Annotated in this window: 22 protein-coding genes and 1 pseudogene; 14 read left to right on the top strand and 9 right to left on the bottom strand. The window is 38.7% G+C overall.

Features of this window, described 5'->3' with window-relative positions:
* Positions 1-663, top strand: a 663-nt coding sequence (locus RMY00_RS34525; protein ID WP_322651864.1) for a CAAD domain-containing protein, incomplete at its 5' end; no start/stop codon positions are given.
* Between the two features lie 120 nt (positions 664-783).
* On the opposite strand, the gene RMY00_RS34520 is transcribed toward RMY00_RS34525, so the two are convergent.
* Positions 784-945 carry a hypothetical protein gene (locus RMY00_RS34520; protein ID WP_322651863.1) on the bottom strand — a complete coding sequence of 54 codons (162 nt, stop codon included), beginning with the start codon at positions 943-945 and terminating at the stop codon, positions 784-786.
* Between the two features lie 369 nt (positions 946-1,314).
* On the opposite strand from RMY00_RS34520, the gene RMY00_RS34515 reads away from it, so the two are divergent.
* Complete coding sequence (locus RMY00_RS34515; RefSeq protein WP_322651862.1) at positions 1,315-1,926, top strand: PEP-CTERM sorting domain-containing protein; 612 nt, start codon at positions 1,315-1,317, stop codon at positions 1,924-1,926.
* Between the two features lie 442 nt (positions 1,927-2,368).
* On the top strand, positions 2,369-3,220 hold the full coding sequence (gene modD / locus RMY00_RS34510; protein WP_322651861.1) for a ModD protein: 852 nt from the start codon (positions 2,369-2,371) through the stop codon (positions 3,218-3,220).
* Between the two features lie 155 nt (positions 3,221-3,375).
* Here the strand turns inward: modD and RMY00_RS34505 are convergent, their stop codons facing one another.
* The 3 genes from RMY00_RS34505 to RMY00_RS34495 are packed head-to-tail and all read right to left on the bottom strand — an operon-like array spanning position 3,376 to position 4,286.
* Positions 3,376-3,669 (bottom strand): transposase, encoded by a 294-nt coding sequence (locus RMY00_RS34505; protein WP_322651860.1) that lies wholly within the window; start codon positions 3,667-3,669, stop codon positions 3,376-3,378.
* Positions 3,654-3,842 carry a hypothetical protein gene (locus RMY00_RS34500; RefSeq protein ID WP_322651859.1) on the bottom strand — a complete coding sequence of 63 codons (189 nt, stop codon included), beginning with the start codon at positions 3,840-3,842 and terminating at the stop codon, positions 3,654-3,656. Before RMY00_RS34500 ends, RMY00_RS34505 begins: the two co-directional genes overlap by 16 nt.
* A gap of 48 nt (positions 3,843-3,890) precedes the next feature.
* Entirely contained in the window at positions 3,891-4,286 is a 396-nt protein-coding gene (locus RMY00_RS34495) for an IS630 transposase-related protein (protein ID WP_322651858.1), read from the bottom strand.
* Positions 4,287-4,920: 634 nt separating this feature from the next.
* On the opposite strand from RMY00_RS34495, the gene RMY00_RS34490 reads away from it, so the two are divergent.
* The 3 genes from RMY00_RS34490 (at position 4,921) to RMY00_RS34480 (ending at position 7,484) form a co-directional block, all read left to right on the top strand.
* On the top strand, positions 4,921-5,598 hold the full coding sequence (locus RMY00_RS34490) for a hypothetical protein (RefSeq protein WP_322651857.1): 678 nt from the start codon (positions 4,921-4,923) through the stop codon (positions 5,596-5,598).
* Positions 5,599-5,962: 364 nt separating this feature from the next.
* Positions 5,963-6,901, top strand: coding sequence for a molybdate ABC transporter substrate-binding protein (gene modA / locus RMY00_RS34485; RefSeq protein ID WP_322651856.1), 939 nt, complete (start codon positions 5,963-5,965; stop codon positions 6,899-6,901).
* 373 nt (positions 6,902-7,274) lie between these two features.
* Complete coding sequence (locus RMY00_RS34480; protein ID WP_094352046.1) at positions 7,275-7,484, top strand: TOBE domain-containing protein; 210 nt, start codon at positions 7,275-7,277, stop codon at positions 7,482-7,484.
* Positions 7,485-7,549: 65 nt separating this feature from the next.
* Here RMY00_RS34480 and RMY00_RS34475 read toward each other — a convergent pair whose 3' ends face one another.
* Positions 7,550-8,308: a HesA/MoeB/ThiF family protein gene (locus RMY00_RS34475; protein ID WP_322651855.1), complete on the bottom strand. Its 759-nt coding sequence runs from the start codon at positions 8,306-8,308 to the stop codon at positions 7,550-7,552.
* A 187-nt stretch (positions 8,309-8,495) separates the two neighbouring features.
* On the bottom strand, positions 8,496-8,645 hold the full coding sequence (locus RMY00_RS34470; protein ID WP_322651854.1) for a hypothetical protein: 150 nt from the start codon (positions 8,643-8,645) through the stop codon (positions 8,496-8,498).
* A gap of 239 nt (positions 8,646-8,884) precedes the next feature.
* Here RMY00_RS34470 and RMY00_RS34465 point away from each other — a divergent pair, with 239 nt between their 5' ends.
* From RMY00_RS34465 to RMY00_RS34430, 8 genes and pseudogenes are all read left to right on the top strand, one after another.
* Complete coding sequence (locus RMY00_RS34465; protein WP_322651853.1) at positions 8,885-10,018, top strand: substrate-binding domain-containing protein; 1,134 nt, start codon at positions 8,885-8,887, stop codon at positions 10,016-10,018.
* Positions 10,019-10,492: 474 nt separating this feature from the next.
* Complete coding sequence (gene nifH, locus RMY00_RS34460) at positions 10,493-11,458, top strand: nitrogenase iron protein (RefSeq protein WP_322651852.1); 966 nt, start codon at positions 10,493-10,495, stop codon at positions 11,456-11,458.
* A gap of 367 nt (positions 11,459-11,825) precedes the next feature.
* Positions 11,826-13,235, top strand: a complete 1,410-nt coding sequence (gene nifE, locus RMY00_RS34455) for a nitrogenase iron-molybdenum cofactor biosynthesis protein NifE (RefSeq protein ID WP_322651851.1) — start codon at positions 11,826-11,828, stop codon at positions 13,233-13,235.
* On the top strand, positions 13,235-14,545 hold the full coding sequence (nifN, locus tag RMY00_RS34450; RefSeq protein WP_322651850.1) for a nitrogenase iron-molybdenum cofactor biosynthesis protein NifN: 1,311 nt from the start codon (positions 13,235-13,237) through the stop codon (positions 14,543-14,545). Before nifE ends, nifN begins: the two co-directional genes overlap by 1 nt.
* Positions 14,546-14,725: 180 nt before the next feature.
* Positions 14,726-15,667, top strand: coding sequence for a type I restriction endonuclease (locus tag RMY00_RS34445; protein WP_322651849.1), 942 nt, complete (start codon positions 14,726-14,728; stop codon positions 15,665-15,667).
* A gap of 85 nt (positions 15,668-15,752) precedes the next feature.
* On the top strand, positions 15,753-16,121 hold the full coding sequence (locus tag RMY00_RS34440) for a hypothetical protein (RefSeq protein ID WP_322651848.1): 369 nt from the start codon (positions 15,753-15,755) through the stop codon (positions 16,119-16,121).
* A gap of 128 nt (positions 16,122-16,249) precedes the next feature.
* On the top strand, positions 16,250-16,612 hold the full coding sequence (locus RMY00_RS34435) for a hypothetical protein (RefSeq protein WP_322651847.1): 363 nt from the start codon (positions 16,250-16,252) through the stop codon (positions 16,610-16,612).
* A gap of 193 nt (positions 16,613-16,805) precedes the next feature.
* Positions 16,806-16,988 (top strand): annotated as a pseudogene (locus RMY00_RS34430) (IS66 family transposase); the annotation flags it as partial.
* Between the two features lie 37 nt (positions 16,989-17,025).
* Here RMY00_RS34430 and RMY00_RS34425 read toward each other — a convergent pair.
* The 3 genes from RMY00_RS34425 to RMY00_RS34415 all read right to left on the bottom strand — a co-directional run bounded on the left by RMY00_RS34425 (position 17,026) and on the right by RMY00_RS34415 (position 20,098).
* A complete protein-coding gene (locus RMY00_RS34425) occupies positions 17,026-18,354 on the bottom strand; it encodes a DUF4910 domain-containing protein (protein ID WP_322651846.1) in 1,329 nt (442 codons plus the stop codon).
* A 122-nt stretch (positions 18,355-18,476) separates the two neighbouring features.
* On the bottom strand, positions 18,477-19,130 hold the full coding sequence (locus tag RMY00_RS34420; protein ID WP_322651845.1) for a PIG-L deacetylase family protein: 654 nt from the start codon (positions 19,128-19,130) through the stop codon (positions 18,477-18,479).
* Positions 19,131-19,237: 107 nt separating this feature from the next.
* Positions 19,238-20,098 carry a glucose-1-phosphate cytidylyltransferase gene (locus RMY00_RS34415; protein ID WP_322651844.1) on the bottom strand — a complete coding sequence of 287 codons (861 nt, stop codon included), beginning with the start codon at positions 20,096-20,098 and terminating at the stop codon, positions 19,238-19,240.
* Between the last annotated feature and the right edge of the window lie 51 nt (positions 20,099-20,149).

Here is a 20,149-nt window from a genome sequence, read left to right as displayed (position 1 = left end):
ATGTACAATGCCATTTACTCCCCTTTGATGAAGTTGGCTAAGGATGATATCCGTGTAGCGCAAAAGAAAACTGTTATCGCTGAAGAAAATAGTAAACTTGGGGAGAGTGAAGTAGAAGAATCCAAATCTTTTGATATTACATCAACCAAACCTATCGCAGTACTTGAAAGTTCAAAAATTGATACTCAGCCATTTCTACTACCTGCTGATAAACCATTACATCGGGAGAGCGAAGTAGAACAATCCAAATCTTTTGATATTACATCAACCAAAGCTATCGCAGGATTTGAAAGTTCAAAAATTAATACTCAACCATTGCTAATATCTGAAAATCAACCCTTACCTAAGTGGCAGCAAGTTGGTGGTAACTTCTCTGCGTTTTTGGAGCAATTGCCTAAATACTTAGGTAGTTTTTCCACTGAATACCAGATGCCAATTATTTGTTTTGCTACAATTATTACAGCGACTCTTACAATTAAGATAATTCTAGCTGTATTAGATGTAATAAATGACATTCCTCAGTTAAATCTAGTTTTTGAGTTGACTGGAATTGGTTATTTAATCTGGTTTGTTTTCCGATATCTATTCAAAGCTGCTACTCGGCAAGAATTAGCTGCACAAATTAGTTTTATCCAAAAAGAAATTGTCGAGGGACAAGATTAATAAGCTGTTATGTCTCCACATTTACTTTCTTTCATAGTGAAAGAAGGCACAAGGCAAACAAACATATCTCCACGCTATGTAAGAAGTTGCTCGGATTTTGAGATCAAATAGCTATGTTGGTTAGGCGTAGCCCGTCGTAGACATTGCGATCGCTTCTCTACGAACGCGAATAGCGTGTCGGAGACAGAGGTTGCGCCAACAAGATGCTCTGCATAGCTGGCTTTTGAGGAGGGGTACGCTCGCCATAGGCATCGTAAAAGCACCACAGTCGTAGTTACTCATGAAGTCTTGTCATGTGTGTAAGTCGTGCAAAATAAAAAAACTTTTTACTTAAAGTTTTGATAAAGTCAGCGTTTAATTACGTAGTTGAATTGATTTTTTCCAACCAAGTTGGTATGATAGCTTCAGTCAAAAACACAAATTTGTATTAAAAAATATGCCATAAATACTGTTGAATAATTCATAAAGTTTAAATGTTCATATCAAGGACTATTTAAGCATTATTAGTGAGGAAGTTGAGACATTTGCCAGCAATCCTATCTATGCGATCGCCATCTGTCAAGTCTCACTCACAACTGAGAATCTGCTTGAGAAGTTTCTCGCTATCAAGATTTTTGAAATAAGCTATTAGTAAATCCAAGGAGATAATTTATGTTAAAAACAAAGTTTTTTCAAAAACCATTAATGGTTATTCTAGGGTTAGCACTAGCTACTGTTTCTACCGCTCAACCCTCCAAAGCTGCTACCTTTACTTATCAGGGAGATACAACAAATGAACCGATTTGGCGGCGTGTAGCACCAGGAAATCCTCCCACTCTTATCAGTGGTGAAAAAGATGGAAATTTGGGAATGAGTGTACCTTACAGTGTATTTGATTTTACGGTCGATCAATCAGGTTTATATAATATAAGTGGTGAATCTGAACCTACACCACCTGCAAATAGAAAATGGGATATTTTCTTAACTTTATATCAGGATAGTTTCAATCCTACTGAACAATTAACCAATGTTCTTGTAGCAAATACCACTACTAATGGTAGTACTGTTACTTTCAACCGAGAACTCGTTACAGGACAGAAATACTTTTTAGTTACTACCGGTCGTCGAGTGAATGATTTTGGCCAGTTTAGCAACACAATCAGCGGTTCGGGTCAAATTACACCAATTCCTGAATCAGATTCAATACCTGCCATGTTAGTCACGGGTGGTATAACTTTACTACTGTATAAACGAAAAGTAGGTTTAAAAATACAGTATTTCTAAATCAACTGTAAGCATATCTCCAACTTTTTGAGTGGGGATATGCTTACAAAACAGGTATGACTGCTATAATGGCACTTATATAATCAGAATAATCTGTAAGAAAGCTAACTGCCTTTTGTATTGTTTAGTTAACTACTTGTTTCCAGAAAATAGAGGCGATCGCCTTTTGTGTAGAAATTGAATTTTTCCTATCGAATAAGACTAAGCACCTGCATCGAGATTGTAAAAAAAAGTAATTCTGAGAGCCAATCGGCACTGTAATGCTTTCAGCATTTAACGAATTTTGGCGACTGAGGTAGATATTCTTTCTTAACAAATTTATTTTGTTACCAACTATTTGGGACAATAGTAGTAATTATTACAATTCCTACAACTGAATGAGATTAGGTTTAATGGGAATCTTGATTTAGCTATTTATTTGTCAGCCGATCATAAAACTAAAATGAGTGTTTTCTTCTCAGATGAGGCGATCGCTAGGTTAATTCAGGAAGATGTTCCTTACTTAGATTTGACAACCTACGGACTTGGCATTGGCAAGCAACCTGGTGAAATCGAGTTTTCTACCCGTCACCCGATGACCATCTGCGCTACTGAAGAAGCAGCCAGAGTATTAAAATATTGTGGTGCCGAAGTTCATTATCAAATCGAAAGTGGTACAGTCTGCCAAGAAAAGCAATTAATTCTTCAAGCTAGTGGCACTGCTCAAGCTTTGCACAGTGGCTGGAGAGTTGCTTTAAATTTGATGGAATACGCCTCCGGCATTGCTTCGCGTACAAGAGTATTAGTAGATACTGCTTCATCAGTAAATCAGTCTGTTTCTATTGTGACTACTCGTAAATGTTTTCCAGGTACTAGGGCGCTTTCCATCAAAGCAGTTCTAGCTGGTGGGGGATTTTTTCATCGCTTAGGATTATCTGAAACAGTTCTGATCTTTAACCAACACTTGATATTCCTGGGAGGTATAGGTGGGTTAATTGAGCGCATGAATGAACTGCGACGACAGTTTCCAGAACAACATATTTGCCTTGAAGTAGATACACCAAAAGATGCTTGGATGGCTGCTCAAGCAGGTGTAGATTTAATTCAGTTTGATAAAATTCCCCTACCAGACCTTGAGCCTCTAGTTTTGAAATTGAAGCAGCAGTATCCAAACTTAAAACTAGCAGCAGCTGGTGGTATTACCTCTGAAAATATAAAGGATTATGCTAGCACTGGTGTAGATATTTTAGTGACAAGTTCAGCGTACTTTGGTAAACCATGCGATATTGCAGTCAAAATGACGATGGTACAGTAGGCATTTTTAATTTAGTTTGATATTTAAGATTGCAGTTGTTAAAACGCAGGAGTTGAGCCAGAAAGAACATTTTGCGAAGTTCTTAAGCAGTTGATGAAATTGAGCGATTAGCCATCTATCGCTCTATTCACTGCAATAAGAATCGTAGCATTTATTTAGTCTATTGGTTGTATAGCAACCGCCAGGTTGGTTAGGACACTAAACTCAGAACAGACTCCATCGCCGCTCGCAAGGTAGGGAAGTACTCCAGTTGCTTGCGGATACGACTTTTTAGCCAAGACTTTTCCCCGCTCAATTTTATTTAGATCAGGAGAGTAAGGTGGCAAGTACCAGACCTCGCAACCAGCAGCCTGCACCAATTGGTCAATGCGTCCACCTTTGTGAAAGGTGGCGTTGTCAATCACCAACTTCTGCCCTGGTTTTAATGCCGGAATCAGGCATACTTCCAACCACGTCTCAAAGACTTGGCGATTCTTGCTCCCTCAATCGTGAATGGTGCTAGTAACTGCTGGGCACACAACGCCGCAATCATATTAACTCGCCCGGTTCTGCGACCTGACTTGAAATCATAGAAGCGAAATCCAAGGGAGACTGTAGCCGTAACCATAGTCGTCGCGCTCATCCATGCCAGCCTCATCGGCATACACAATCAACTCAGGCTTAATAGTGGCTAACTGTTGGAGAAACTCCCACCGTTTGTCCTCATTCCGTTCGCTGTACCCATAGGTCTTTTTTTTCGCGTAAATCCGATTTTCTTCAGCCCTCGTGAGATGGTGCGATCGCTAGTATCACCATCCCACAGTTGGGCCATCTCCACCTGAGTTTTGTCTCCGTAGGTTTCTACGAATGCTCGAAACTTCTCCCAGTCAGTGATTTTGTGCCCATTGCCCTGATGCTTTCTGACTTTGGCATTAAAGTCACCCGTTTCCCTCCGACGCTGAAACCATGTATTGATGGTATTACGACTGATGTTGAAGAATTCACTGGCTTCGCAGCGCTTCATCCCATTGAGTTCAATCGCCTCTATCACTTTCCGTCGTAGGTCATAACTGTAAGCGTTTGCCATAGGAATGCAGAAATCAATCACTTCTCTATATATCCTACGTCCTAATTCAGATGGCGACTGCTATATATACGGAGTAGTCTAGTCGCTCTATGGTTTTGCTTTAACTATAATGTCGGAACAACTACAACCTTTCCCCATAACTCGGACAGTTTTCCAATTTACAGGTGAGTCTTACTTATCAAGAGTTTATTAACTTGATAATTACCTATTTATAAGGCAAATAACGACGAGCTTAGTTTTTATACAATATTAAGCTGAACTATTTTAAAAAGAAATAAAAATTAATTTTGTTCGTGTTTGATTACTATATTAGTTGGTATTTTACTCAATAAGTTGGTATTATCTTCATTAGATTACACAGATACACTTATCCATTTGGAAAAACGCAAATCTAACAAGAGGTTTGCGACTAACTTTGGCATCAGGATTTATTAGTTTTTAATAACTCATATTAAAAACTAGCTATTTAGTAGCGTTTGGTAAAGAGTTGAAAGTTTAACGATAGAAGCGGTTTGATTGTTATCTAACAGAATCTATTGTCAAATTGCTCAATTTTGGCGATGACGATACTAATTTTTGTTGAGCAAAACTATCTAATTGTCTCAATATTCAATAGTAAACGGAGAAGGATTTTATGCGTTTTACCCGCACGATACCCATTGCGTCTTTAATGCTATCTATACTGGTTTTATGGCAGCCTACTTTAGCTGACTCAAGAAGTAGTCTTCCCTCAAAAAAAGAAGAAAAAACACCCTCTGTCTGGGATAAAAATAAGTGTCTTGGAGGTTCTTCGCAAAGTTTTCGCTTGGGTGGAGAACTCAATAATCCAGCTACTTATAACTTGCAAAAACTGCGAAATTTACAAGATGCTTTAAAAAAACAAAATCCAGCATTAGTTACAGAAATCACTGTCAGCTTTCAAACCGGCTCGGGGCCACGAACAGAAACATACTATGGAATCCCCCTATGGGAATTAATTAATAATCCGAAAGCCGGAGGTGGTCTAAAACCTGGGAATTCTGGGGTGAATAGTAAAAACTCTTTTTTGAGGCAATATGTTCTAGTTGACGCCACAGATTGCTATGGTGCAGTCGTAGCTATTGGTGAAATTCAACCTAACTTTGAAGGGAAAACAGTGCTAGTTGCATTTGCAAAAAAAGGTAATGATGGTAAAATCGTGCCTTTAACAGAGGAAGGATTTGCTCGTTTAGTAGTTCCAGGTGACAAAGCTGGAGGTCGTTACGTTAGTAATGTGACAAATATCGTCATATTATCTGCTCCTCCTTCTCCTTTGAAACCAAAATATTTCTGACATAGAGACTAAGGTTGTCAATCTCAATAATATCAGCAATAACTTCTGGAGACATTTGCAAATCTATTGAGCATGACTGGCGTAAAACTTGCTTTACGCCCACCATATCTTCAATAATTAACAAAGCCCAATACGGTTTGGATAAGCTGTTGAGGCAGGGTAGGAAAAAGAGTTATTGAGCAATAATGCTTTCTCAAGAACTGCTCAATAACTGCTTGCCTCAACTGATAACTTTCTTAACCGAGGATTGTAAGTAACAAAGCCAACATTTGTCTATATAAAGTGATTGACATTTTTCCAACTAAGTTGGTAATGTGAAACTTGAAGATAAAATACTCAAAAACTTGAAGGTTCTAGGGAACAGATGAAAAAATATTTTTTGACAGGTTCTTTGGCAGCTTGTGCCTTTAGTGTTCTGATACCAAATCAAGCTTTTGCAGCTAATCTCAACTTATATGGAGCAGGTAGTTTAAGAAATGCACTAACGGAAGTAAGTCAAGACTTCACCCAAGAAACAGGAATAGGAACAAATACAGTATTTGGGCCATCAGGGATTAGAGAGCAAGCAATAGAAACAGAACTCCAACTGGGACAGCCTACTGCTGATGTCTTTGCTAGTGCAGATATTGGAAATCCCCAAAAACTCTACATTAAGGGGTTGAGCAGTCAGCCAGTGGAATTTACTCAAAACCAGATTGTAGCCGTGTTTTCCTCAAAGTATTCTCAGGCAAAAATTACACCAAATCAGGTGTTAGATTACTTATTAAATCCCAACATCAAGTTGGGAATTGCAACACCTATATTAGATCCTCTTGGAGACTACACTCAACAGATATTTACTCAAGCTAATTCAAAAAAACCTGGTAGTTTTGATACCCTCAATAATAAAGCCTTGCAATTAACAGGTGGAACGAACTCCCCAATAGTCCCATCAGGACAGGACAGCTTAGTATATTTTCTTGACAAAACTCAGCAAGCAGATGTTTTCCTAAGTTACTATACTGGCGCGATCGCATCGCAAAAAATTGATCCGAGTCTGCAAGTAGTTGGACTACCAGATTATTTGTCTGTTGCAGCACCATTCGGTTTAACAGTTATCAAAAATGCTGACCCGAATGCACAGAAACTAGCAGATTATATTTTGTCAGAGAAAGGACAGCAAGTTTTGCATAAGTATGGCTTTACTAGCCCCACCAAATCGGTACCCGAACCCAACTATGTTTGGGGACTATTACTAGCTGCGACTATGAGTTTAGCACTGAAAAAAAAATTGGCAGATCCAAAGCAAAAGATACAAGTTTAAAATCTTGGATAAACTGAATCAAAATTGCAGCGTTCAGAAAATGATTATTGGCAGCGGCAATCATTTGTATAGTCCTTACTACGAGTGAATCATTCTAGAAAAATGAATGACGATTAGCTTATGTACCAATAATTATCAGAATGTACCAAAATAATTAAGTAGACACATTACTAAAAACAGTTTTGAATGAATGTTCTGCCAAACTTTAACTGTCTATTATCAACTTTTTCAGCATCTTCTAATACCAGTATGATATCTAAGTTCTTCTGTAAGGGAGAAGATAACATCTCACTAAATGAGGATAATCCAACAATTTGATAATTGTTACTATTACTTAGTTCACAATTATCTTATAACTAAGGAGTATTAAAGTATGGAAGTTAGCGCTCGTAATTCCTTAAAAGGAACTATTAAGGAAATTCATCCAGGAGCAGTCAACTCTGAGGTAACATTAGAAATTGTGCCTGGGGTGGAAGTAACTGCAATTATTACCAAGGAATCGGTAGAGCATCTCCAACTTCAAGAGGGAAAACAAGCGATCGCTGTGATTAAAGCGTCAGATGTCATAATTGCTACAGAATAGCTCGATATGAGTAGATAAGTTGTGGCGATCCGCTTATGGAGCGATCGCTACAAGTATCCAACTATTTACAAATCTTCCGAGCAAGAACTGCTACCACACACCAAACAAGAAGGATCTCGATAAGAATGTCGTTTGGCAAATTCCGTTCGCATTAAGTCAATTGTTAGCAGTTGTGACAATAGGGGTTCATTAAACTTAGTAATCAGCTTTATTACCTCTAATGCACTAAGACAAGCTAGTGTCCCAGAAACAGCACCGAGAACCGCAAACCCACGCTGATCCCAATCCGGTTTTTCTGGAAACAAGCATGATAGACAAGGAGTGACACCAGGAATAATCGTCGTTAGGTAAGCTTCCATTCCGTCCATTGCAGCTTCCACCATTGGTTTTTGCCAGCGCACGCAAGCTTGATTGAGCAAGTTCCGTTCTGTGAAATTGTGAGCGCAATCAACAGCTATATCAGCAGATTGCACTAAAGAGTCTACATTCTCTTTTGTAACGTAATCATGAACTGCTTCCACCTGAATATCAGGATTAATAGCTTGCAGAGTTTCTCTGGCTTTGAATACTCTTGGCTTACCTACCCAATCATTTGTCATCAGAACCTGACGATTCATATCATCTAGGCGTAAGTCACCACCCCGAACTAGAATTAGCCGCCCAACACCTGCTACTGCCAAATAAAGTGCTGATGTACCGCCTAATCCACCTACACCTGTAACCAGAACCGTTGCAGACTTCAAGCGCTTTTGTCCTGCTTCTCCAAAATTGGGAAGCATCATTTGGCGGTGATAGCGTTCTAACTCACTGGGTGTTAAGTTCATCGCTTTTTAATTCTTTATCAGTCGTAAAATTTACCACCTAGTTGGTAGCAAGTATTGTACTTGTCTATACATTTTTCTAATTTAATACCTGTAAAGTTGGTATTTATTCCAGGCACTATTAAAAGAGCTATGTGCAAATATAGTGATGTCTAGGGCTACACCGGGAGCAAATGTGGTGCTGCTCTTTTCACCGAACCTCACAAAATCGCGTTGGTTGCTCCCAATAATCAACGACAGTATTAAAGTTGAGTGCGATCGCCGTGGCATCAATCCTCATCTGGATTGATGTAAAGCTGCGAAAGTTCCTGGCTTTACGAGATAGGATAGGGGCTTTCATCGACGGCAGGGTATTTTATTACTGGTAAGTGCCTAAAAAGTAACCACCCGCAAAAATAATTTGCGCTTGGCAAGCAAATTGGCAATTTCTGTGATAGTCTTTTTATATGGGGAATCAAGACAGCGAAAGCACAAAAACTCGTCAAAGAGAAATGATATAAACTCAAAGACCAGACTTTCGCCTTGGCAGATGCAATATTTAAATCCGCTACGGCTTTTTGAAACCAAGAGACAAAGCCAATGAAGCAGGATAGTGACCTCCGTAATAACTTGAAGTCGATTAGAACTCGCTTAGGCATGAGCCAACAAGATTTGGCTAACATCGCTAATGTGACTCGTCAAACTATTAGTGGTGTAGAGTCGGGACTATATGCTCCCTCTGTTGCCATAACACTTCGCTTGGCCAAAGCCCTTGGCTGTCAAGTTGAGGATCTATTCTGGTTAGAGCGGGATTTACCTGAAATTGAAGCCGTTCTTGCCAAACCTGTTTCTAATGGTCAGCAACTACGAGTTAGCATGGCTCGTGTGGGCGGACAATGGATAGCTTATCCCTTGATTGGTAAGGATGCTTTTCGCCAAGATATGATTCCGGCTGACGGTGAAAGTACAAGCCTTACAGGTACAAATAAGGTTCGAGTCCGTCTTTTAGACGATAATCTCGACACACTTCACAATACAGTTGTCATTGCTGGTTGTGCCCCTGTGATTTCACTATGGGCAAGAGCCACGGAACGCTGGCATCCCCAACTGCGAGTCCAATATAACTTTGCCAATAGCATGGCTGCATTGCACAGTCTATGCAGAGGTGAAGCCCACATCGCTGGGATGCATCTGTACGATCCTGAAACTGGTGAGTATAATACTCCCTTTGTTCGAGATGTTCTGGCTGGTAGGGAAGCAGTTCTGATTACCCTTGGTGTCTGGGAAGAGGGACTTTTGTTGAAGTCAGAGAACCCAATGGGAATTAGAACAGTTAGTGACTTAGTTGCCCTTGGAGCGACTATTGTTAACCGCGAAATCGGTTCTGGTAGTCGGATGCTTTTGGAACAAACACTCCAAAAGGAGCAGATACCGTTCGATGCTGTTCAGGGCTTTGACAATATACTCAAAACTCACCAAGATGTTGCCCAAGCTGTAGTCAGAGGAGTTGCCGATGCTGGTATGAGTACGGCATCTGTAGCTACCGCTTTTGGGCTGGGATTTATCCCTTTACATCAGTCACGATATGATTTGGTGATTCTCAAGGAATATTTAGAAGAAGCACCTGTACAGCAGTTGCTCAGTACTTTGGGACATCGAATGGTTCACTCCCAATTTGAAATTCTCGGCGGTTACGATATTAGCAAAATCGGGGAAGTTGTAGCGACTGTTTAGAGTGGATTGCAATGGTTGGTTGTGTGGTTAGAGGAAAATTTGGCATAAATTTAAATCCTGCTGCAATCACTCTTTAGGTATGAGCAACCTTCAGAAGATTACAACAACTGATGATGCTCAATTCGTAATTCGGATTTCAATTTGAGTTTCCGGCTTGGAATCTGTAGTAAAGACGCGATTCATCGCGTCTCTACAAATGGTCTATTTGTGGCTTTCTTTTTTCCAATTGGTATTGCTACCGCTAGAGAAATCATTTAAGTGAGTGGATGGTAATACTTGCAATATTCCTTGAGTAATAACTCTAAGTCAACGAAAACTGACTAAAACTTGAATATGTTCTTTATTCGGACTCTTTTTGCTGTAGAACGAGCACCTCCAATGACGTTCTACATAAGGTCGCTGCTGTAATTTTACAGCACAATCCCCTCATAAACCGACACACTCAACAAACAAACAATTGCAGGATAAATTATCATGTCCGACGACAAAATTAGACAAATTGCTTTTTACGGTAAAGGTGGTATTGGTAAATCTACCACTTCCCAAAACACCCTTGCTGCAATGGCAGAAGTGGGTAAACGCATCTTGATTGTCGGATGTGACCCGAAAGCTGACTCCACTCGTTTGATTTTACACTGTAAAGCTCAAACTACTGTGCTGCATTTAGCTGCTGAACGGGGCGCTGTGGAAGATATTGAACTCGAAGAAGTTGTAATCACAGGTTTCCGCAATATCAGATGTGTAGAATCAGGTGGGCCAGAACCTGGTGTAGGTTGCGCCGGTCGGGGTATCATCACAGCCATTAACTTCCTCGAAGAAAACGGCGCTTATTCAGATGTAGATTTCGTATCTTACGACGTATTGGGCGACGTTGTATGTGGTGGTTTTGCGATGCCAATTCGTGAAGGTAAAGCCCAAGAAATCTACATTGTTACCTCTGGTGAAATGATGGCAATGTTTGCAGCTAACAACATTGCTCGTGGGGTTCTCAAATATGCTCACACTGGTGGTGTACGTTTGGGTGGACTGATTTGTAACAGCCGGAAAACTGATCGCGAAGACGAACTGATTAGCACTCTTGCGGCTAGATTAAGTACTCAAATGATTCACTTCGTCCCCCGTGACAATATCGTGCAACACGCCGAATTGCGTCGGATGACTGTAAACGAATACGCACCCGATAGCAACCAAGCTAATGAATACCGCACACTAGCAGACAAGATTATCAACAATACAAATCTCGCCGTTCCCACACCAATCGAAATGGATGAGTTAGAAGATTTGTTGATTGAATTCGGTATCCTTGAAAGTGAGGAAAATGCTGCCAAACTAATTAGCCAAGCAGATGCTGCTAAGAAGCAAGAAGATGCTGAAGGTGAAGCACTAGAAGCACTGAAAAAAGGCAATGTAGAAATAGTTTCTGGTAGCGAGAAAAAGTAAGGTTCTCATTCAGACCCCAGTGCTAAATACAGAGTAAATATTAGGTGGGCTATTTTGGCCCACCCTCTGACCAATCCTTTAAAATGGAGGTAGTGGAATAGCCAATCTTAACTCTCTGCATTTGAATCACTGTGTTAACACTAATCTACCAAGGTGTACACGGCAAAATTAATACTTTAATAGTCTAGTTCGTGTTTTTGTTTTCTCCTTCTCTAACGTAGTTGGTGTTTATGTTCTAGGGGATGGGAAACTATTTTTCTCATTCCCTTTTATTCCATGCTTTAGATACACGGTTAATAAATGAAATATCAAAGCCTTTTGGAATTCACTTAACATCTAATAACTTCTACCTATTGTCACCAAACAAATGAATCCTACCCCAGAAAAAATCAACGATTCATTCAGTGAGTCAAATTCCGAAGATACTCCTCAGCAGCAGAAACTGCATAAAAAAAAGTCCTCCACACAATTACCCCAACCTGGAACTACTCAAGGAAGTTGTGCTTTTGATAGTGCGATGATTACCCTAGTACCAATCACTGATGCTGCTCATGTAGTTCACGGGCCAAGTGGCTGTGCTGCCAGTATTTGGGGAAGTTACAGCAGTCTCTCTTCTGGTTCGATGCTGTACAAAATACGTTTTACCAGCGACATCGATGAGAATGATATCATCTTCGGTGGAGCCAAAAAGCTGTACAAAGGCATTTTAGAATTAGCAAGACGCTACAAACCGACGGCGGTATTTGTTTACTCCACTTGCATCACTGCCTTGATTGGGGATGATATCGAGGGAGTTTGCAAAAATGCTACTGAAAAAACAGGAATACCCACTATCCCTGTACATTGCCCTGGCTTTATTGGGAACCAAAATTTGGGCAATCGTGTTGCTGGTGAAGCGTTGCTAGAACACGTTATTGGAACATCTGAACCAGACACTAGTACACCGTATGACATCAACCTAATTGGTGAACATAATATCGCAGGTGCAATATGGAATGTTCTACCGTTATTGGAGAAATTAGGTATCAGAGTTTTGGCAAAAATTACAGGCGATGCTGTCTACAAAGAAGTTTGCTATGCCCATCGTGCCAAACTTAATGTGCTGCTCTCCTCTAAAGCACTAATTAACATGGCAAAAGGGATGGAGAAAAAATATGGTATCCCCTATATTGAAGAGTCTATCTATGGTATAGAGTCAATCAACCAATGTTTAAGGAATATTACTGCAAAGTTAGGTAATTCTGATTTGCAGGAACGTACAGAAAAACTAATTGCAGAAGAAACTGTTGCAATAGATGAAAAACTCGCTCTGTATATTACCCAATTACAAGGTAAGCGCATTATCCTTTCTATTGGAAGTTTCAAGAGTTGGTTAATTATCTTTGCTGCTAAAAAATTGGGGATGGAAGTTATTCCTATTCTGACTAAGAATAATACTGATGAGGATCAAATTAGAGTCAAAAGTTTGCTAGGTCAAGATGGCATAATTCTAGAGCAAAATAATCCTGAAGAAATCCTACAGATAATTAACGAAAATAAAGCTGATATGTTAATTGCTGAGAAGCGCTATCAAGATACTTCTCTCACAGCTAGAATTCCATTCCTAGACGTTAATCAAGAACGCAACCATCCTTATGCAGGGTATATAGGAATTTTAGAAGTAGCACGAGAATTGTATGCCGCTTTTTACAACCCTGTGTGGGAGCAAGTATACCAGCCAGCCCCCTGGGAAGTAGGAGTAGAAGAAGCAGGAAATTCTCAACAGGAGGAAATCTAATGGCGATTATTAGCGTTACGAGTACATCAGTTGCAGTTAATCCCCTGAAGCAAAGCCAAACTGTGGGTGCAGTTTTAGCCTTTTTGGGATTGAAGGGAATCATGCCTTTATTACATGGTTCTCAAGGTTGTACTGCTTTGACTAAGGCAGTATTAGTACAACATTTCCGTCAGTCGATTCCTCTTTCCAGTACAGCAATGACCGAAGTTGCAACCATTTTGGGGGGCGAGGAAAGAGTTGAACAAGCAATCTTAACTTTGGTGCAGAGATCCAAACCGGAAATTATCGGTCTTTGTAGCACTGGGCTGGTGGAAACCAGAGGCGATGATATGGGACGCTTTGTGAAGGAGATTCGCCACCGTCACCCAGAACTGGATTATTTACCAATTGTGCTTGTCTCTACACCAGATTTCAAAGGTACATTACAGGATGGTTTTGCTGGGGCGGTTGAGAGTATAGTCAGGGAAATCCCTCAAAAAAGCTCTAAGCAAGATGCTTGTCCTACACAAATAACTATTTTGGCGAGTTCTGCCTTCACACCAGGTGATGTACAGGAAATTAAAGAGATTGTCACTTCTTTTGGACTTGTACCTATTGTTATACCTGACCTTTCTGGCTCATTAGATGGTCATATAGAAGATTCTTCTAGTGCCATTACAGCTAATGGTACAAATGCAGCACAATTACGCTCAATTGGCAGTTCTGTATTCACTTTGGCACTAGGTGATAGTATGCGGGGTGCGGCGCAAATTTTAGAGCAGAGATTCAATATACCTTACGAAGTATTTGGTGAATTGACGGGGCTAGCAGCAGTAGATAAATTTCTGCAAGCATTGGCGGATATCAGTGGTGTCAGAGTTCCGGAAAAATATCGCCGTCAACGCCGTCAGTTGCAATTTGTAATGTTGGAAAATCACTTTTACTTTGGTTGCAAGCGAGTTTCTTTGGCGCTAGAACCAGATTTACTTTGGTCAACAGTTGCTTTTTTGCGATCGCTAGGAGTTGAAATTCACGCAGCAGTGACAACAACACGCTTTCCTCTTTTGGAAAAACTTCCGATCAAGAGCGTCACTATCGGTGATTTGGAAGACTTTGAGCAATTGGCGGTTGGATCTGATTTGCTAATTACCAACTCTCATGGAGTAGCGATCGCTCAACGCTTAAAAATTCCTCTCTACCGTCAAGGGATTCCGATTTTTGACCGTTTAGATCATGGTCAGTTCACCAAGGTTGGCTACCGAGGTACTATGCAGCTTTTATTTGATATTGGAAACCTGTTTTTAGAGCAGGAGATAAAAGTTAAGCATTAAACAGAGGTAATTCTAATTTATTACCAATATTATTGGTAATAAGTAGCACAAGATACAATCTTGCCGATCAACTTTAGCTTTGATAGTTACTATCAAGTCGTATATTCCATCTGTGAATATACCAACCAATGCCAGTAACTAGGCACTAGCTTCTGCATTGACTCAAATTAAGTCTTCTTCATGAATCCAGCACAGCTAAAAAAAACAACTGCCAAAGCGAGTCGTGTTACAAAAAAACTTCGCCGCCGTTTTGATTCCACACAATCTGCGATGCCTGCGGTGGGTAAAGCGATCGCAGATTGTGCGCTCACTTGGTTCGAGGTCATTGGCTACACAGTTTTATTAGAGCCAGACATTACTCTAGGTAAGCACCAGATCGGACGGAGTAATTATAGTGATGTGGTTTTGTGTGAGCGCCTCCATAACGCTTTGCAGAAAATTAACCCGACAAAACCGGATGAAGCGATCGTTGCAGCTATCCATCAGATTACTTACATTCCGAGTTCCGACTTGCTGAAAAATAACCGTCGCTTTCACAAATTATTGACCAATGGTGTGGAAGTTGAATACCTGTATAACGAAGAAATAGTTCATGACTTTGTGTGGCTCATTGATACGTCTAATCTATTGAACAATGATTGGCTAGCTATTCATCCCTTGACTGTAGTTGAGGGGAGTTATACTCACTGTCCTGATGTAGTTGTCTTTATCAACGGTTTACCCTTGGCAGTTATTGTCTCGATTCAGCTAAGTGATGAACAAGCGACTTTCAAAGAAGGTTATCAGCGAATTCAGACCTACTGTCAACAAATACCAAAGCTGTTTGACTACAATACATTCCTAGTTATTACTTATGGAAATCGAGCACGAGTCGGTACATTAACCTCAGACTGGCAGGAGTTTTTACCCTGGTGCACCATTGATGGAGAAGATTTTCCTGCCAAGGGTGCAACTGAACTAGAAGTGCTGATTCAAGGTATTTTTGACAAGCGGCGTTTTCTAGAGCAAGTGTTGCACTTGATAGTGTTTGAGGGAAACGGAACCAACATTAGTAAAAAATTGCTTCGCCGACCTTTTTGTACTACACAGTACCTAAAAAAACCTTCGCGAAAAAGCTGGTAAATGGCGAGTTATCAAGTGATTAGTAGAAAAACTAACTCACAATTAAAAATTCCCAATTGCTACTTTCAACATGAAAGTTATAACTATGAACACAAGTTGGTATGAACAAGAACTAGTCAAAGAATTCAAAACGATCATTGCTCATTCTTTCCCACAAGTCAATGAATTGCTAAAACACTGTCATGTTAAACTCATTGAGTCTTATTGGGGAAGACCTCGTGTTCACTTTCTGCCATACTTCACAATTTATTGCCCTGACAATCTGATTGCTGCTGTTAAAGCCCAGATATCTATACTCAGAGAAGTCGCAGAATATGCAGGATTAGTTGAGGTTGTCTGCCTAAATGCTACACATCTGCTGCGAGATCCGATGTCGAAGGTAAAGCAGACAGATCCGCGTTTGTGGTTAGAACTGCAATGGCTTGCAACACAAAAACAAGAACATTTACTATGATTTTCCGACTTTGGGTGCAACTACAAAAGTGCTTGCTTGTTGCGCCATCTATCCAAAGATTGCGTGATGAAAACATGCAGGAGCATTGTTTTTTTTGACTAATAATTCCCAATCCCTAGTTATTTGCTATGAATAAATCCCCCCTTCCGGCAGATGATTTGCCTCCAACTGGATCACCTATACTTAACGAGTTATTCTACAGGCAATTAGAAGAAGCTACTTGCAGGCGATTTTATCAAGCCTGCGGGCCAATTATGCGAGTTTTACTATCAAATTGTCACTGGTATTTCAAGATAAATACTAGCCCTTTGATGTTACTCATTATCTGTTATGACATAGAAAGTTATCTGCATATAGTCGATGCTATTCCCCAGTTCATCAAAAAGCTGAAGCAGTTTTCCAATAAAGCCAAAATTCACCTTTTTTCACCAGATTATAAAGGACAACCTTGGGAAATCGAGATTGAAGAAACATCAGATGATGAAGCCTAGTCAAACAGGTAAATGACGAAAATTTGGTATTAACCAAGGCAGTAGTATTTTACTTTTTTTAGTGCTTACCCCTGATCATCTATTCCCCATTTAAATTGCATAATTAGGATACTTGATACAAATGATTCGTCTTTAATTCTCTCCCCTTTGCCTTTTGCTCCCCTGCCGTCTATTTGTATCACTTTTAAAGTGAAAAAGTATTAGTGGCTGCTCCCGTTCGATAGAGAGATTTAAACACACTCCCAAATTGTTAACGGTAGTGCAGATTTGTTGTCGTCAAAGTAAGTCTGTGATTGATTTTTTTGTACAAGCATTAGTGGCTGACTCTAATAATTATCTGTCTCACCTATCACTGCTTCCTAGACATTACACCTGAATCCTTACCCGAACTACTCAAGGTATTGTCGAGGTAATTAATCAGAAAATTCAGTTTTTTCTTCCAACAAATTGAACTGCAATAATGTATCTGCTGTTTTCTTAATCACATCAAACTCTATGCCTGATTTTTCCGAAATCTCTAATAGTGTTTGATTACCATCAGATAAGTTTAAAACCCACAACATAGCCATTTCATTCTTCTTTGGATCAATCTGCCCGCCTATAGCACTGTATAACCCTCGTTTACCTAACTGCGGTTCACATTTAGGGTTTTGATTTAAATATTTTTTATTATTCTCTATAATATTTAAAACCGACAAAATTTTTGATAAAGAATCAGCAAGATATTGAGGTTGTACAAGTTCTAAATTGTCGGCAGATGTATGATATTGAGGATAAGTACCATGAGGTGATCTCATGAAACAACCGACAGGAAGGTTAAAGCCTGGTGAACAAAACTGCCGTTCATCATAGCCATAAGGAGAGAACTCCATAATTTCATAATCTTGACCAGAATTTTTCAAGACATGAGTAACAGCTTTATCAATTTCGGCATTACCTTGACGACTTTTTTTGTAGTGAGACTTGCCCGGATCGCCTACACAGGTTACAACTAAACCATGTTTAATTTTGTCAACATTCGCTTCATTTAAAGCTAACCAAGTAATGGAACCAATGGTTCCAGGAAGTAACAGAAAACGATAGGAATAAGAGGGTGAAATTTGGCTGAGGTGCTTGGCTAAAAAGGTTACTAATGCTATACCTGAGAGATTATCATTACAAAGCGATGGGTGGCAGATATGACACGAAATTATAATTTCATCTGCTTTTTTTCCTCTAATGTAATACTCTCCGTAAGTTAAAGAGCCATTATCTAAAGAAGAATCGATGTAAACTTCATATTCTTCATCTTTTAGCTCCAATAATTGATTATGACTAAGACAAAAGCCCCAGTTCTCTTTGTAATAAGAAGTTCTATAGGGAATCCAATCAGGGCGATCTTCTAATGTAAAAAGATGTCCTTTTAAATCTTGCAATGACATCTTTTCATGAATATTGATGCTGTAATTAACTATATGGAGATTAGATTGATGAAAATTTATAATTTTTTCACCCTGTGAGTTCTTAATAAAGGCATCTCTGATATTCCATTCTTTGGGAATCGTCCAATCAAATACTTGAGTACCACTAGGAACCTCATGTATAACTAAAGGAATATGTTGTTGAATAATTTGTAGTGTTTTTCGTAAGCCATCGCCGGTAATACTACGACAAATAGGATAAAGTACCGACATTAACAGATACATCTCATTGCTAATATCTTCTATATTAATACTATTGTTTATATCAATATTGTTATACATTTTATTAAATCACTGTAAAATATGGGTTGTGTTGCAAAAAGTTATTCAGAATAAAAATTTTATATAAATAAAATTTATTTATACTATTCTGAATCCTTACAGTAGCTCGAATCTCCTTCGAGCTAAAAAACTATTTTGCGACAATAAAAAGCTTCTGCATATTTATTGGGTGAATTAGATTCAACTCCTCGCAGCCTTAAAATTGATAAAAAGGTTTCTTCTGTAAACCATTGTTTATTATTTTGCGACGGAAAGCTCTCAATAATATATTGAATTTTATTTTGGCAAATTTCTTTACTTAAATTAACGAAGAAGTTAGGATTTCCCATATCACCATCATATTTAGGTATTTCATATTCTAAAATTAAATTGTTTCTAAATGTATTCCAAGTAAATTCGGAAATTAAGCGATGATCTTGATGCAAATCTTGGCGATAATGAGTAAAAATTAAATCAGGACTGTATTCTCGTTTTAATTCCTCGAAAAAGTGTTTAATTTCAATTCCTATGAAAGGGAAAAATCCATCTTTAAATTGTTTAACTACTATATTTTTTATATGTGTATTTTTTAGAAATCTATTAGCGCTGTTATAAGCTTCCTCTTCTCTTTGTAAGTTTGAACTAAATACAACCCAATAAAACATAATATTTGGGTAAGTTTCTACCAATTTTAATATCGTACCTCCGCAACCAATTTCTATGTCATCACAATGTGCTCCTAAACATAAAACTTTATAGTCGAAGTTTTTTTTATCCTCGAAAGTAAATTTTAGCATATTGCTGATTTTTGTTTTTTAGAGAATAATTTATTTGAGATAGTTATTTTAAATAATAGTTACAGTAGATATCCTTACTAAATATCTACTATAAAATATATTGGTATTTAACTATTAGCCAAACTAATTGGTATCGAATCATTAGTAAATTGATAATTTCGGCTATATTCCAAGTATTTTGCCTTCCTTTCAAGAAGATTCCATACTGCCCAAGGAGCATTACCTTGGCAATACATATCATCTAACTGCTGCTGCTCTTTGAAGGTATCCATGCACGCCCAAAAACCGTTGTATTTATAAGCTACTAGTTCTTTTATTTTAATTAGTCTTTGAAATGGTTCAAGTACTAATTCTTCGCCGGATTCAATATATTTAAAAATGTCTTTGTTAAATACAAAGAAACCGCCATTTATCCTAATACCAGCTTGCTGCACACTTTGGATATCATTGACTAGACCATTTTCTTGTGTTGAAACTAAATGGAAACTTTGCGATGGTTTGACACACAGGAAGCTGGCTATTTTCTTATGTCTATAAAAATCTTCAATTAAGTCAGGTAGGTGTAAATCTGTTAATCCGTCGCTATAATTGGCTAAAAAGACCTCTTCCCCGTCTAAGTATTTTTCAACTGCTTTGAACCTTTGACCTATATTTGAAGTCAAGCCTGTATCAACAAAAGTAATATTCCAATCTTCAATATCACTATTTACCAATTGAATTTTTCTGCCTCCCTCCTGTAAAGTAAAATCGTTTGAAACACACTCATCATAATTGAGAAAATAATTTTTGATCACATCTGCTTTGTAACCAAGACACAAAATAAAATCTTTGTGTCCATAATGAGCATAGTATTTCATCACATGCCACAATATTGGTCTGTAGCCAATATGAACCATTGGTTTAGGAATATTGCTAGATAATTCTCTTAATCTTGTTCCTAAACCACCGCAAAATAAAACTACTTTCATCGTAATATCCTTTGGTATTGATAAATCAGATTAAATTCAAGTTGCTTTCTT

Origin of the sequence: Nostoc sp. ChiVER01, assembly GCF_034531155.1 — a bacterium.
Lineage (GTDB): Bacteria > Cyanobacteriota > Cyanobacteriia > Cyanobacteriales > Nostocaceae > Nostoc.
The sequence above is the reverse complement of the archived record's forward strand: the minus strand, read 5'-3'. Positions and strand labels throughout refer to the sequence as shown.